Raw genomic sequence first — 14283 nt, 5'->3', positions numbered from 1 at the left:
CGGGGAACTCCTTTCTGTTTTACTTTTACCCCGATGACCGTTTTTTCATCCCAAGCCATAATTGGCTCTAGGAAACGGGTTTCTAAGGACAAGGTAATGTTTTCTTCCTTTTCAACCAACTCGTGGAAAAACGCCTTAGCCGTCTCTACGTCAAAAGCCTCGCCCCCCATGGCTTCATAAAATTCCTGAAAAATTCCTCCCGTCAGCAACTCCCCTTCCGGCCCATAATTCATGTCCAGAACGTTCAGCATACCATAAGTAAAAAGCCCTCCCAAACTCTTATGTTTATCAATTAAAAGCACTCGAGCTCCATTACGGGCTGCGGAAACAGCAGCCGCAATACCTTCCGGTTCCCCTCCTACTACCAATACATCGTAAGGTTCCTGTCCGTAGGTCTGCAACCAAAATGCCAGCTCTCTCCACCGACTCTCCCAGAGAAACTTTCCTATATATTCCGGCTTGACCAGCCCGGCCAAAACTCCTCCGCCGAAGATAAAAGCAGCAAGAATAACCCACAACAGCCTTCTGGTTTTCTTAACTTTTCTTCTAGAGCTGCGGTAATTTAATAACAATATAAATATTAGAAAGAACAGCAGTAAAAAAAGGGCCGTAAATACTGCTGCCACCGCTCCCATATTTTTCCTCCTCGGGATTAGTTTCCCGCAGACAGTTCAGCAGCTTTTAATTTCATTCGCGACTGTGACTATAAATCCCTGCTCCTACCCTTATAGTCGAAAAAACAAGACACCTTGTGCCTCTCCAAAATTGTTAAAACCTCGCCAACCTGCCGTAACTACTTATGATATGGTTCATTCCTCAATATTTTGAAGGCCCGGTAGATCTGCTCCAAGAGGATTAAGCGGGCCAGTTGGTGTGGAAAGGTCATGGGAGAGAAAGAAAGACGAAAGTCGGCTCGGGATATAAGCTTTGGATCAAGCCCTAAAGGCCCACCCACAACAAAGGCGATGTTACTCTGTCCACGCAAACTCAAATCTTCCAGATAACGGGAAAATTCCTCCGAAGAAAGCAATTTCCCTTGAATATCCAAAACTATCATATGGCTTTTGTCCGGGAGATACCTTAAGACCTTTTCTGCTTCTCTTTCCAGTGCCTGCCTTTTTTCGGCAGGAGACACTTTTTCACTAACCTTCTCTTCAGGTACCTCTATTATTTCCAAACGAGCATATGGTTTGAGCCTTTTCGCGTATTCCCTTACTCCCTGTTGGAGATACTTTTCCCTTAACTTCCCTACCGCAATTATCAAAACATGCATTTTACTCTCTCCCGCCTCCCTTCATCACTTCACCAACAAATTAGTAAACCACGGTTTTAACCGTGGCTTACAGGTTATCTTCGGGGCATTTCACCTAGTATTACCGGCAGGGTTAAACGCTTTCCATTCCTGATCACCGTTATAGTTACGCGGTCTCCTACTTGATGCCGGTATAATACTTTCTGTAAATCTTCGAAAGACGCAATAATTTCATCGTCAATCTTGACTATAATATCTCCCGGTTTCATGCCTGCCTTTTCCGCTGGTCCCCCCGGTACAATTCCACCTACATATATACCCACCGGAAGGCCGTACCATTCAGACATTTCTTCGGTAATTTCCCGAAAGTCGTAAATACCGATAAATGGTCGGCTGACATAACCTTTTTCAATTAACTGCTGGATAATGGGCTGGGCATCACTAATAGGAATGGCAAATCCCATTCCCTCTACATCGGCGCGGGCAATTTTTACACTGTTTATGCCAATTACTTCTCCCCGAGCGTTGACCAGAGCCCCGCCGCTATTTCCAGGGTTAATAGCCGCATCAGTCTGAATCAGCTTGAGGGTGATAGCTTCACCGGTAGGACTTTCTACCGTAACTTCCCGGTTTAAAGCACTTATTACCCCTACCGTTACGGAACGGGCAAATTCTCTTCCTAAAGGATTCCCGATGGCTATCGCCATTTCCCCCACCTGTAACTTCGTGGAATCGCCAAATTTAGCTTCAGGCAGGTTGTCGGCCTTTATCTTCAGCACTGCCAGGTCCGTACGCTCATCCCCGCCGACCAGTCGGGCGGTGTACTGACGTTTTTCATCAAGATTAACCAGTATTTTTTGGGCACCGGCCACCACATGATAATTAGTAACGATATAGCCATTTTCCCTGTCAAAAATAACTCCCGAACCTGTTGACACTAACTGGTTATTAAAAAAATCATGCCCTCGCAAGTTGGTAATACCTACGACTGCCGGGCCTACTTGCCGGGCTATGGCGACCACCGGAGACTCCGCGGGATTGTAGGGTACGGGCGGTAACTGAGCTTCCTGTTTTTCTTTTTTTTCCTGGGGTTCTTCTAAGATAGGGGGGACAACCTCTGGAAAGAGGTAAGGACTCAGGCTAAGTGCCACAATCCCTCCTATAATACCACTGAGTAAAGCTACTACAATGATAAAGAAATATCCCGGTTTTCTCTCCCGGTAATAATAGGCATCGCGTTCAAAGTAACTCACCTGGTTCCCTCCTTAAATTATGTATGGACTTGAATTGAAGCTCCCAGCGCGGTCAACTTTTCTTTTAAATGTTCATAACCTCGATGAATAACGGAGGCATTTAACACTTCGGTGGTACCTTCCGCCATCAGTCCTGCTATTACCAGAGCCGCGCCTGCTCGCAAATCGGGTGCGTTCACACGGGCCCCGTATAACTGCTCCACACCCACAATTACAGCTACCTGACCTTCTACTTTAACAGAGGCGCCCATCCGTTTCAACTCTTCAGCTACCTGAAGACGGTTTTCAAAAATATTTTCTCTGATAATGCTGGTCCCTTTGGCTACCGCCAGGAGGCTCATCATAGGAGACTGCAAATCAGTGGGGAAACCCGGGTAGGGCAACGTTTTTACATCGGTAGAAAATAATTTTTCTCTACCGATAACCCGAATTGCCGTTTCTTTTTCTTCCACCACTGCTCCTACTTCCTGCAGTTTAGCAATAATCGGCTGCAGATGAGTAGCAATAATGTTATCCACCCACACATCTCCTCCGGTAGCAGCCGCTGCAATCATGTAAGTTCCCGCCTCTATTCGATCAGGTATTACCGCATACCGGACTCCCCGTAGATCCGAAACTCCTTCTATCTTGATAAGGTCAGTACCGGCCCCCCGAACTTTAGCCCCCATAGCATTTAAAAAATTGGCTAAGTCAACTACTTCCGGCTCTTTAGCCGCATTCTCGATAACGGTTACCCCGGAAGCTCGGCAGGCAGCCATCATGATATTCTCCGTAGCTCCTACGCTCGGGAAATCCAAGTATATACGCGTGCCCGATAAACAGTTTCCCCGAGCTACTACGAAGCCGTGTTTAAGTCGAATTTCAGCACCTAAAGCTGTTAACCCCTTAAAATGCAGATCCATAGGACGAGCACCTATATCACAACCTCCCGGCAGGGGCACCTCGGCCATTCCTTTACGGGCCAATAAAGCTCCCAACAACAGGTTCGAGGCACGTAACTTTTTGACCAATCGGTAAGGGGCACTACTGCTGATGGTATCCGGTACTACCAGACGAACCGTATTGGGGTCCAGCCATTTCACTTCTGCCCCCATTCCGGAAATAATATCTAACTGATACTCTACGTCAGCTATACACGGAACGTTTTCTAAAATAGTCTCGCCCTCAGCCATCACACTGGCTGCGATTATGGCCAAAGCAGCATTCTTGGCTCCGCTTATCCGGACTTTCCCCTGCAGCCGCTTACCCCCGTCAATTATTAACCTCGCCATAATGTCTCCTCTCATTTAACTAAACGTCTTTGTCTTCAACACCTACTATATTCGGGAGCCAATGTTATATTCCTTCTTCACTTCCTTCAAAGGCGGTAATTCCTGAGGCAAAAATATAAAAAGCATGCAGTAATCCTGCATGCGTTCGTTTTTTTGTAGATTGCTAATGGCGGGCGACAAATATATCATTACTTACCCCTCGGACCCCCTGCAGGTTATGAGCTATGGCTTCCGCAGCTTCCTTGGCCTCCAATGTGTAGACCTCACCACTGAGGTAGGCTATCCCTTCCATAACAAAAGCTTTGACCTGACCAGGACTGACCCGGGGGTCGTCCCGCAACTTCCGACGAAGCAAGTTAGTAAGCTGGTAGTCCCGGTCATTAGTGTCGACTAACGACTTTAACCGATTATGAACCGCTTTGACTCCAGCCACCGATGAAGCTGCACGCAAAGCAGCCTCTATCTCTTCGGGAAATTTGACTATTCCGGTTAGCGTTACTTCTCCATCCTTGGTAAATGTTACTACATCTTTGACGTCAACCTGAGGATTCCTGGAAAGAGCCAGTTCGACCGCATTGGTTATGCTAGCATCGTCCCGTTTATTCAATTGGACCTGTAGCTCACTACGTACCGTTTTAACTCCTTTTACCTCTTGACAGGCTTTTACCAGGGCATGTTTCTGGGCTAAAGTTTGTAAGCTGCCCTTGAGGACAGCAACTCCACCTTTTACCTCCACCTGTACTTGCCTCAGTACCTCATCCCCGTATTTCTCCAATCGTCGCCTTATTTCGCGGACAATTTCCTCGTCACTTATCGTCCCGTCGGTAGCTACCGTAAGATAGTTTTCAACCCGGCGAACTCCGGGAATACTGCTAACCAGTTCTTCTGCTCTTTCTTTCTCGGCCAGGACATCTACCACACCCATCATTTGTACGACACCGTTTTTTACCTTGAGGTCAATGTTAAAAGAATCTAAACGCATCTGATCCGCCAATACGGACTCAATCATTCCCTGCAATCGACCATCGTCCGGTTGCACCCGTTCTCCTTCCCTTCTTAAAAAGGTTATGGGTATTTTTATTGTTAGCCGCTAACAACAAATTATTCAGTTACTCTTTTGTTTTCCAGATAAAAAAATAGAAGGGCAGTTTTACGTCATGCCCAGGACTATTACCGGCTAATGGCCGCCTTCACAGTGAGCTACAGGGCGCAGCATGTAGCGCTTACGAAGCACAGGTTGCACCCCCTTTCTCGGACAAATTGTAGTACTATAATTATTAGTAACCCTATATATACTATTCAACGTAGTAACAAAAATTCCTCTTACTTTTTAAACAAATTCCAACTCAATAACTCACGCGTTCAACTCCCTATATAAAACGCAACGCTTCCACAGGGTCCAACCTGGCAGCCCGCATCGCCGGATATACACTGGCCACAAGACCGACCAGCACCGACAGAAGGATTACCGCGAGGCCAAACAAGGGATCCCACTGAACACCGGCCTGAATTTGGGCAATATAAGGAGCAACCAGATAAGCAACAGCCATTCCCACCAAATACCCCAGAATACCACCGATGGAACTAACAATAGCGGCTTCGGTAAGAATAATCCACATGATATGCCTCTGCCGGAAGCCGATAGCGCGGAAAATACCTATTTCTTGAGTACGCTCGCTAACGGAAGACATCATGGTACTAAGGATAATCAACCACCCGATAAATAAGATTACCACCGAGACCAGTACCGAAAACTTGGCGAACCGCTCTACCACTTCCTTACGGGCTTCGTTCTGGTCCTTTATCATAGCCACTTTGACATTATCCAAGGTCTTTTGTAATTGGTTAATCACCTTCTCGGCTTCCTGTTCATCCTTGGGATTATCTAATTCCCTGCGCAGGTTAAGCTCCAGGAAACTAATGTAACCCGGCTGGTTAAAAGCTTCTTGGGCTGCTCGCAAATCGATAAAGACAATTTTATCGTCTTCTTCTCCCGTTTCCTGTAGGATGCCGGCTATCGTCCATGATTTGCCCGCTAGTTTTATTACCTCCCCCGGTTTTTTATCGAGTTGTTCGGCTACCTTACTGCCCATGATAATCTCTCCCGCCGCTTCCGGCCTTTTCCCTTCTACCTTCCACCAGCGCTTTAGAGTGAACTCACTGTTAAAATCTACCCCCGCGACCAATACCCGCTTGCCTTCGACTTGGGCTGCTGAAAGAAGTTTGGGAGCTATAATCGTAATCCGGTCGCGGGAAGGTATATTTTTAACTTTTTCCACCACTTCCTCGGACATTTTCTTCGTTTCATAAGACACGCCGGAAGCCACAGTAATACCACTATAAGAGAGAGATAATTTTTCCGTGTATGGGGTGATTACGATTCTTCTTCCCATCTGGGCAAACTTGTCTTCCAGCTCTGCCTGCATGGTACGAGTAATAGTTGAGAGGGCTACAATACTACTAATTCCTATGACCATCCCTAAAATTAAAAATGTTACTTTTAATTTTCGAATCTTCAAATTGCTTACGGCAATATCTGTTAAGCGCACCCTATTCACTCCTTAACGACCGGCAAAAGCCAGAGATTCCCCGCTACCTTCCCGCAGCGCTCCGGGATTTGTTTCTATCTTATCAATTAAGCCATCCCGCATATAGAGCGCCCTTTTCACGTAGGAGAGGTTCTCCACATTATGGGTTACCATAATGATAGTCAGCCCCTCCCGGTTTAAAGACTGAAAAAGGCGCATAATTTCTTCTCCCGTCTTGGAATCCAGGCTTCCGGTAGGCTCATCGGCCAAAATAATAGGAGGTTCGTTGACGATAGCCCGGGCAATCGCTACCCTCTCCTGCTCTCCCCCGGATAGCTGATTGGGCAAACGAGAACATTTGTTGCCCAACCCCACTTTTTCCAGTACGCTTTTGGCCTTTTCCAATTGCTCCTGGTGGGAATAACGGAGAATAGCCAGGGGAAGCATTACATTTTCTATAGCAGTCAAATAAGGAATCAACTGAAACTGCTGAAAGACAAAACCAATATAAGCGCTGCGAAAATCAGCCCTTCTTTCCGGTTTCAATTGGTAGACAGGAATACCATCAATCACAACTTCCCCCTTGGTAGGAGGATTAAGAGCACCTAAAATACTAAGCAGGGTGCTTTTACCGGAACCGGAAGGGCCCATCAAAGCCACAAAATCTCCTTCTTCAATCTCGAAACTTACCCCTCCTAAAGCCGTAACCTGGCCTTCTCCACTTTCATAGACCTTGGTAACGTTTTCCACCTTGATCAGGCTCACCATAATGCACCTCCGCAAACGGTAGGTAAAAGAAACCGAATCCTTTTAAATAAACCTTAAAGCCTCCGCCGGGTCAAGTTTAGCAGCTTTTAAGGCTGGATACAAACTGGCCAGTACCCCCAAAGCGGCCGCCGCCAAAATAATTACCCCGCCTGCCAAAAGGTTCCACGGTATCTGCACCTGCATCTGGGCAATGGCTGGGGCCAGGCTCCTGGCCGAAAGTATTCCAAGAAGATAGCCGGATACGCCTCCCAGCAGACCTACTATCATAGCCTCCGTGAGCACTATCTCGAAAATATGGCTTTTCCGGTAGCCCATGGCCCGGAAGATCCCTATTTCCCGGGTGCGTTCACTGACTGAAGACATCATGGTTACCATCACGACCAGCATTCCGATCAAAACCACCACCGCCGATACTGCGTAGGAAAAGTAAGTAAATCGATCTATAACTTCCTGCCGGGCTTTAACCGCTTCGGCCAGAATATTTACCTGGGCATGAGGTAGCTTTTCCCTTATCTGTCGAGCAATCTCTTCGATGGGACAAGTAGTGCAATAAGCCGCTACTTCAATAAAACTGAGTTCCCCTTCTTTCCCCAGTAAAGTTTGAGCAGTCAGCAGATTCATAAATATTAGATCGTCTTCTTCAGTCCCTTGCTCCTTTAAAACAGCAGTAACCTTAAACTCTTGCGCGTTAATAACCACCTTATCCCCGGGCTTTTTTCCCAGCTTCCGCGCCACCCGGCTTCCTAAAAGAAGATCATCTGCTCGGTACGGCTTGTCTCCTTCGTATGTCCACCATTTTTTCAGCTTGAGTTCATAAGGAAAGTCAACCCCTACCAGCATCACCTTTTCGTCCTCGACTACACCGATGCCCAACAGTTTCGGAGCTACATAAGCAATATTTTCCCGGTTGGGAATAGTGTTAATAGCAATCACATCATTTACCGTTAGTTTATTCACATCATCAGCAGAAGCTAGTATATTTACTCCCCCGTATGAGATAGATAAATCGTCTGCCTTCGGGACTACCATAATGTTGGCCCCAATTTCGTCAAAGGTATCGGCCAACTCCCGGTTCATGGCGGTGGTGATGGAATACAGAGTGACCACCGTGGCCATTGCAACGGTCATACCTAAAAGAAGAAAAAACATTTTAGCCTTGCGCCGCCGCAAACTGTTGAAGGCAATGCTGTCCAAACGCACTTCAATCTCCCCTAAACTATATTCTAGGTTGCCATTCTTTTACAATTTCTTCATCAAAGTAGATCAAACCTTCTTTAACCTCATAAGGTAGTTCTTCCGGCGGATACTGGGGACATCCCCCGGAAATACCCCGTAGATCGTTTAGATACCAACGCGTACCGCAGGTTTCGCAGACCAAAATGTTATCCTCTATCCGGAAACGCTGGGACCGGCAAGGTTCACACATTGCTATAGCTACCACTACCCTGCCGGCAGGAGTTATGAAAGAGGTAACGGCCTTAACCTCGCCGTTGGGCGCAGTATATTCTGTATAGATTATTTTGTTATCGATTACCTCCTGTAAGGGTATGATTATCTTTCCGTTTTCTACCCGATTTTCTATGTCCGTCATACTGATGACTTGTCCTTTGTAGCTAACCGACCTTCCTATGTTATAAGTCCCCCCCTCATATCTACGGGGAACGACTGCCGTGTCCCTGGTAGCCATTACAAACCAGGCAACTCCCACTACGGCAACCAGACCAAAAACTAACAAAACGACCCGGTTAGGTCCCCGATAACGCTTTTCTCCGCTTAAAAACTCCTTTCGTTTATCAGCACCAGCAATCATGTTTTACCTCCTTACAGCGTCTCAGGTTGAAAATCTCATTTTTAACATACAAATGATAAGAAGAACCCTACGCTGAAGATAATTAACAGGTATACGCTCATGAAACAATTGGATGACGGAACCTGCGGGCGTTCCAGGACACGATGTATCCGGGCAGCCAGAAGATTTTTCGAACCTAAATAACTGGAAGCGACGGCATAGAATCCCCAACCCTTCATCTTATCAAAACCGGACTCCCGGGCTTTCTTCCAAATCTTAATTAAGGTAGCCCCATAGACCAGAGGCTTACCTGTGATGTTTACGGCCAGGTCGTCGGCGGCTTTTTCCTTTTCGTCCCGGAGGATAGCATAGCTCCAAAAGGCTACAGGAGTGAAAAACATAAGATCTCGCAAGACACCGGCTATCCAGTTGGTCAAATTATCCCGCCGCCGCACATGAGCCAATTCGTGAGCCAAAACAGCTTCCAGTTCATCAGTATCTATACTCTCTATCAGTTGCCGGGATAAAACAATTACAGGTCTTAACCAACCAATAGTAAAGGCATCATAGCCCAGGCCTGAAGCAACCACCACCCGAGGCGGCGCTATTCTTAACTTGTCGGCAAGCTGTTGCAGGACGGCAAAAACTTCCGGATATTTCTTATCTGAAGCATAACCGAACCTGGTAATCAGTTGTTTACCAGTCCAAATGCCCAAAGTTATTTTAGCTGCGATAAGCGCTACCACCAGCATGGCAAAAGGAGTAATTATCAGGGAAACCCAGTATCCTATTTGGCACATTACAGCAAAAAGATAACGAAGCTCGGAAGTGGACGCTTGATAAACTTGATAAATGCCTACCCGAGGGAACAACACCTGAATAACTAGATAGGCCAGAAAAGGAATGGTAAGAGTCAAATACATGAGGCGTATCTTGCTGGAAACCTCCCGGAGGCCTAGAATTCTAATGCTGAACTGAGCCAAGATGAAGCTCAGCAGGGTGCCCAGAATAACATAAATAGAAAATGTATGCAGAAATGAATTTACAGCGGTCACCAATCTAGTCTCCTTTCCGCTGTCGTTCTCTAATAATCTTTTCTAGCTCCAGAATTTTCTCTTCATCTTCCTCTTGCAGGCGGTTAATAAAATGGGAAAAAGCAAATTCTGCGTAATCTTCCAAGAGACCGTCAATTACCTCACGAACAAAGGAACGGGTAAATTCTTCCTTTGAGTAGAGAGGAGTATAGTAATAGGCTATCCCCTGCTTTTCTTTATAAAGAATTTTTTTATCCGCCAGTCGGCTCATGATTGTCATCACCGTAGTGTAGGCGATCTGCCTCTCGCGACGAAGCTCTTCATACACATCTCTTACCGATACTCTTCCTTTTTTCCAAACCGTTTCCATGACTGCCGCCTCCAGGTCGCCCAGCACCTTACTCAACCCTCTCCGGCGAGGCTTGAATTCGGTGAATACCCTTTTAAACGACAAGGATTGTTCCTCCTTTCACATTTGAAGAACTACCTAAATTATACCACCCATATTTACTACACGCAATAGTATGTTGACTACTTATCACCGATTTCTCGCCCAAGTTATAAAATTCTTTTCAACCTCAGCTAAACTCATTCCTAGTTGGTCTTGAAATACCGTATTCAAATTCTTACCCTGCCTCAGACCATCTAGTATGCTACCTACAATATCCCATCCATAACGCCCTACCAGGTAATCAATTATAGCCAAGGACTGCCAGTAGGCCAAAGGCTGGTCCGGCAACCTGTCAAACTGTGCATCCATTTGCCGCAGGGAATAGAATTGGGTGTCCGGATTAATTCTATACTCTTCAAACTGAAAGCCGGTGATTTCCCGCTCCAGGTATTGAGCAATCCCCTCGGTAAGCCACCGCGGATAATTCCCCTGCGTACGGTAATCTACCAGCAAATGAGCCATTTCATGGGCCATGGGGCCAGTGCTCTTAAAGGTATCAGCCAAAGAGTCTCTATCCACCGTTTCAATCCACGCATTAGGGGAAAGAATACGAATGACACCTGCCCAGTAAACTCCCATAGCGCTTTGGTCTGCATCCCAGCCGAAGCTTTGGTTCAAGGAAACCCGATCAGGATAAATGATTATAGGTACCTTCCCAGGCGGCTCCAGCCCTAATTTGCGGACTAGTGGCAGGTAGCTTTCCTCAGCGGTCTCCAACACCAGTCGAGCCACCCATGCATCCTGGGGTTGATATCTCACTAGAAAATGCCGGCTCTGCAGCTCCGGCCAACTGCGTGTTTTAAATTCCACATGTTTTCTGGCCAGTTCTCGAATCACACCGTAGACAGCCATCCTGGTCCAGCCAGGGTATTTTTGATAGATAGCCACAGAGATAAAAAAACAGCCTATTAAAACAGCGGCCAGAATTTTTCCCAGCGTTTCCAGACGCAAGCCGTAAAACTCCAAAAAAGGCACTGTTAACCCTCCCCCAAAGATCGCTCTTGCCTCTCTCCCCTCATTATACAGTATATATGACTACCTCTCATTGGTAATTACTTCTACTCCAGAGTTCAGGAAAATTAAAACAGGAGGTCCCTTCCCTCCTGTTTATAAAACTGGCTTATTCCGGTTGTCTTCAAAGGCCTGAAGACAACGTTCACTACAAAAATAATATTCTTGGCCATTATATGAACGGTGAATTGCTTCTTCTTTACGAACGGTCATTCCGCAAACAGGATCTTTAGCCGTATCCTTCCCCGGTTCTTTCTCATGGGAAGTCTGGTGAGACGTATGGTGCATATGCCCCCCACAGCAACCGCCACGTCGGAACATAAACCATATTAGCAAGAAGAACAGCAGATAAGATAAAATGTTGGATAATTCCAAAGTCTTCCCTCCTGTCCGTTACCGCCATTCCGTTTTTATACTACTTATTGTAGTACTACTCCTTAGTATACATCGTTTCAGTTGGAGGTGCAACTACTCTCAGCTACAAAAATCAGTTGGAGCGACAAAATAACTTTAGCATTTAATTCCCCGTTTTCTTAAGTCTAACTTAAAATATGGTTTCAGGCTAAGGTACCGTTCGCCGGTGTCAGGAAGTAAGGTGACCACCCTTTTACCCTTGCCCAATCTTTTAGCTATCTGTAAAGCAGCAAACACCGCAGCTCCTGCCGAAATGCCTACCAATATACCTTCCTTTTCAGCCAGCTCCAAGGAGGTAAGATACGCGTCTACATCTGTTACGGTAACGATCTCATCTAAAATATCCCGGTTTAATACCTTGGGGATAAATCCAGCCCCGATGCCCTGAATCTTGTGGGGACCCGGGGGCCTGCCGGACAGTACCGCTGATGCTTCCGGTTCAACACCTATGATACGTACGTGAGATAGTTGTTCCTTCAATACCTCTCCTACCCCGGTAATGGTCCCTCCCGTTCCGATACCGGCTACAAAGGCATCCAGACGTCCCCCCGTCTGCTCCAGTATCTCCTGGGCGGTAGTAAGACGGTGAATCTCCGGGTTGGCCGGGTTATCGAATTGGCGAGGCATAAAATAATCCGGATGTTCTCGTAGCATCTGTTCCGCCAGCTCAATTGAACCCTGCATCCCCTCCGGTCCAGGGGTCAGATAAAGTTCGGCCCCGTAGGCCCGAAGGAGATTTTTCCTTTCCACGCTCATGGTTTCCGGCATAACCAAAATTAATCTATATCCTTTCGCCGCCGCCACCATAGCCAATCCAATACCAGTGTTTCCGCTGGTAGCTTCTATGATTGTCCCTCCCGGCCTGAGCTTCCCCTGCCTTTCGGCTACTTCCACCATGTACGCAGCGATACGGTCCTTTACGCTACCCCCTGGATTAAAGCTTTCTAACTTGGCTAAAATTTCCGCATCAGTGGCGGAGGGCAACCGGGTGAGACGTATCATCGGAGTATTGCCTATGTACTGAAGAATACTTTCCGCTATTTGTACTCCGTTGCCCATTCCTGCTAAATCCCTCCGCCCATAAAGAGCATAATCTCTACCGCATCACCGTTCTGCAGAACAGTCCCATCGAACTCTTCTTTTTTAAGTACAGTACCGTTCAAACTGACGGAGACTACGTCAGGACTTAGTTCCAGTTCAGCCAGTAACTCACTTATAGTTCTGCCCTCCGGCAGGTTGTGCCTTTCACCATTCAACAAAATTTCCACTAGGAATCCCCCCTTTCTATTAGCAGTCTGACCCGGTCATCATTCAACTTCTCCAGCTTAATAATTTTGTGCCCCTCCGCTTTAACGCTTCGCGGTACATTTTGCACCGGTTCACCCGCCTTCAAAATGACCTCCAGAATTTCTCCCGGCGCCATCTCTTCCAGCTTAAGTTTAGTTTTGACGAAGGTTAACGGACATACGTCATTGGTTACATCTAGAAAGGCATTAGCTTTAAAGTTTTTCATGGACCAATTCACCCCCGGAACCTTTTTTAATCTCATCCCAGTTCAGGTATACCTTCTCCCGAAACTTTTCTATACCAACCCGATTAATAGCGTCAGCTATCCTCTCGTTGGGCTGGGCCAGCTCTAAAAAAGTCTGCAGAAAGGCTTCCGCCACGTCGGCCACCTGTCCTTCCGGTACAAAGGGAACAACCGGCTGCCCTAGTTGAGGATAGCGTCCCATTTTACCCCCTGCGTAGACCGTACACCCAACTCGCCGCGCCTGCCAGGCCTCGCTGGGACAGGAAGCTATACAATTGCCCTCATAGAGACATTTGTCCTTATTCATCTTAGGAATGCCTCCAGATATATCGATGGCCCCAGCCGGGCAGACCTCACTGCATACACCGCAGCTTATACATTTTTCTTCTACTAAAACCGGTTCCACCATTCCGGCAAAGCCCAGATCGTTTTCCTGAGGCTTGGCGCAGGAATTCGGACAACCGCAAACTGCCATCTTAATTTTCACAGGGACGTCCCGTCCGAAAAACCGTTCATCCAATTCTGCCGCCAGAGAACGGACATCTATGAGGCCGTAACCACAGATTTCGTTACCGGGACAAGCGACTATGGTCCTTACACGCGGTCCGCAGGCGCCGGGATGTAACCCCCGATCGCGTATTTCCCTTTTCAATGCGTCGTAATCCTGTAACTCAATCCATGGTATTTCTACCCCCTGGCGCGTAGTTAGGTGCACATACCCCTTACCGTATTTGTCCGCCAAAGCGGCAATTTGCCTCAATTGCTCGCTGCTCAAATTCCCCCCGATCGTCCGTAAACGCATCACAAAGGTGTTTTTCTGGCGCTGTTTTATAAAACCCCCCTTCTTCAATTCTGTGTAATCAATTTTCATAACCCCCACCTCTTTAATTCCAAGTATTTCAATCTGAATTTAGGATATTGATTTAGTTTTATTGTAGAATAATCCCTTAAGAGTTGTCAAGGAAAATGTGGCAAAAAACA

17 protein-coding genes are annotated in these 14283 nt (G+C 46.8%); all 17 read right to left on the bottom strand.

Features of this window, described 5'->3' with window-relative positions; genetic code table 11:
* Positions 1-635, bottom strand: a 635-nt coding sequence (locus tag KKC1_RS12895; protein WP_143288758.1) for an FAD-dependent oxidoreductase, incomplete at its 3' end; no start/stop codon positions are given.
* A 158-nt stretch (positions 636-793) separates the two neighbouring features.
* Positions 794-1273 carry a 23S rRNA (pseudouridine(1915)-N(3))-methyltransferase RlmH gene (gene rlmH, locus KKC1_RS12890; protein ID WP_088554834.1) on the bottom strand — a complete coding sequence of 160 codons (480 nt, stop codon included), beginning with the start codon at positions 1271-1273 and terminating at the stop codon, positions 794-796.
* A gap of 74 nt (positions 1274-1347) precedes the next feature.
* Complete coding sequence (locus tag KKC1_RS12885) at positions 1348-2505, bottom strand: S1C family serine protease (RefSeq protein ID WP_088554833.1); 1158 nt, start codon at positions 2503-2505, stop codon at positions 1348-1350.
* A 17-nt stretch (positions 2506-2522) separates the two neighbouring features.
* Positions 2523-3776, bottom strand: a complete 1254-nt coding sequence (gene murA / locus KKC1_RS12880) for a UDP-N-acetylglucosamine 1-carboxyvinyltransferase (RefSeq protein ID WP_088554832.1) — start codon at positions 3774-3776, stop codon at positions 2523-2525.
* A gap of 163 nt (positions 3777-3939) precedes the next feature.
* On the bottom strand, positions 3940-4815 hold the full coding sequence (locus KKC1_RS12875; protein ID WP_088554831.1) for a BON domain-containing protein: 876 nt from the start codon (positions 4813-4815) through the stop codon (positions 3940-3942).
* Between the two features lie 331 nt (positions 4816-5146).
* Positions 5147-6325 (bottom strand): ABC transporter permease, encoded by a 1179-nt coding sequence (locus KKC1_RS12870; protein WP_088554830.1) that lies wholly within the window; start codon positions 6323-6325, stop codon positions 5147-5149.
* A gap of 12 nt (positions 6326-6337) precedes the next feature.
* Complete coding sequence (locus KKC1_RS12865) at positions 6338-7069, bottom strand: ABC transporter ATP-binding protein (RefSeq protein WP_088554928.1); 732 nt, start codon at positions 7067-7069, stop codon at positions 6338-6340.
* Between the two features lie 45 nt (positions 7070-7114).
* A complete protein-coding gene (locus KKC1_RS12860; protein ID WP_088554829.1) occupies positions 7115-8272 on the bottom strand; it encodes an ABC transporter permease in 1158 nt (385 codons plus the stop codon).
* Positions 8273-8288: 16 nt separating this feature from the next.
* Positions 8289-8882, bottom strand: a complete 594-nt coding sequence (locus KKC1_RS12855) for a Fe-S-containing protein (RefSeq protein ID WP_088554828.1) — start codon at positions 8880-8882, stop codon at positions 8289-8291.
* 41 nt (positions 8883-8923) lie between these two features.
* Positions 8924-9916, bottom strand: a complete 993-nt coding sequence (locus tag KKC1_RS12850) for a M56 family metallopeptidase (protein WP_088554827.1) — start codon at positions 9914-9916, stop codon at positions 8924-8926.
* Between the two features lie 4 nt (positions 9917-9920).
* On the bottom strand, positions 9921-10349 hold the full coding sequence (locus tag KKC1_RS12845; protein WP_202820075.1) for a BlaI/MecI/CopY family transcriptional regulator: 429 nt from the start codon (positions 10347-10349) through the stop codon (positions 9921-9923).
* Positions 10350-10433: 84 nt separating this feature from the next.
* Complete coding sequence (locus tag KKC1_RS12840) at positions 10434-11321, bottom strand: peptidase MA family metallohydrolase (protein WP_088554826.1); 888 nt, start codon at positions 11319-11321, stop codon at positions 10434-10436.
* Between the two features lie 132 nt (positions 11322-11453).
* A complete protein-coding gene (locus KKC1_RS12835; RefSeq protein WP_088554825.1) occupies positions 11454-11732 on the bottom strand; it encodes a YHS domain-containing protein in 279 nt (92 codons plus the stop codon).
* Positions 11733-11867: 135 nt separating this feature from the next.
* On the bottom strand, positions 11868-12830 hold the full coding sequence (cysK, locus tag KKC1_RS12830; RefSeq protein WP_088554824.1) for a cysteine synthase A: 963 nt from the start codon (positions 12828-12830) through the stop codon (positions 11868-11870).
* A 5-nt stretch (positions 12831-12835) separates the two neighbouring features.
* Positions 12836-13039 (bottom strand): sulfur carrier protein ThiS, encoded by a 204-nt coding sequence (thiS, locus tag KKC1_RS12825; protein ID WP_088554823.1) that lies wholly within the window; start codon positions 13037-13039, stop codon positions 12836-12838.
* Positions 13039-13284, bottom strand: a complete 246-nt coding sequence (locus KKC1_RS12820; RefSeq protein WP_088554822.1) for a sulfurtransferase TusA family protein — start codon at positions 13282-13284, stop codon at positions 13039-13041. Before KKC1_RS12820 ends, thiS begins: the two co-directional genes overlap by 1 nt.
* Positions 13271-14173, bottom strand: a complete 903-nt coding sequence (locus KKC1_RS12815; protein WP_088554821.1) for a 4Fe-4S dicluster domain-containing protein — start codon at positions 14171-14173, stop codon at positions 13271-13273. Before KKC1_RS12815 ends, KKC1_RS12820 begins: the two co-directional genes overlap by 14 nt.
* Between the last annotated feature and the right edge of the window lie 110 nt (positions 14174-14283).

The sequence above is a fragment of the Calderihabitans maritimus genome (assembly GCF_002207765.1).
GTDB classification, from domain to species: domain Bacteria; phylum Bacillota; class KKC1; order Calderihabitantales; family Calderihabitantaceae; genus Calderihabitans; species Calderihabitans maritimus.
The sequence above is the reverse complement of the archived record's forward strand: the minus strand, read 5'-3'. Positions and strand labels throughout refer to the sequence as shown.

Excerpts from the sequence above, each read along its gene's own strand:
- rlmH (WP_088554834.1), bottom strand. The coding sequence starts at position 1,273 with ATGCATGTTTTGATAATTGCGGTAGGGAAGTTAAGGGAAAAGTATCTC.
- murA (WP_088554832.1), bottom strand. The coding sequence starts at position 3,776 with ATGGCGAGGTTAATAATTGACGGGGGTAAGCGGCTGCAGGGGAAAGTC.
- KKC1_RS12855 (WP_088554828.1), bottom strand. The coding sequence starts at position 8,882 with ATGATTGCTGGTGCTGATAAACGAAAGGAGTTTTTAAGCGGAGAAAAG.
- cysK (WP_088554824.1), bottom strand. The coding sequence starts at position 12,830 with ATGGGCAACGGAGTACAAATAGCGGAAAGTATTCTTCAGTACATAGGC.
- KKC1_RS12820 (WP_088554822.1), bottom strand. The coding sequence starts at position 13,284 with ATGAAAAACTTTAAAGCTAATGCCTTTCTAGATGTAACCAATGACGTA.
- KKC1_RS12815 (WP_088554821.1), bottom strand. The coding sequence starts at position 14,173 with ATGAAAATTGATTACACAGAATTGAAGAAGGGGGGTTTTATAAAACAG.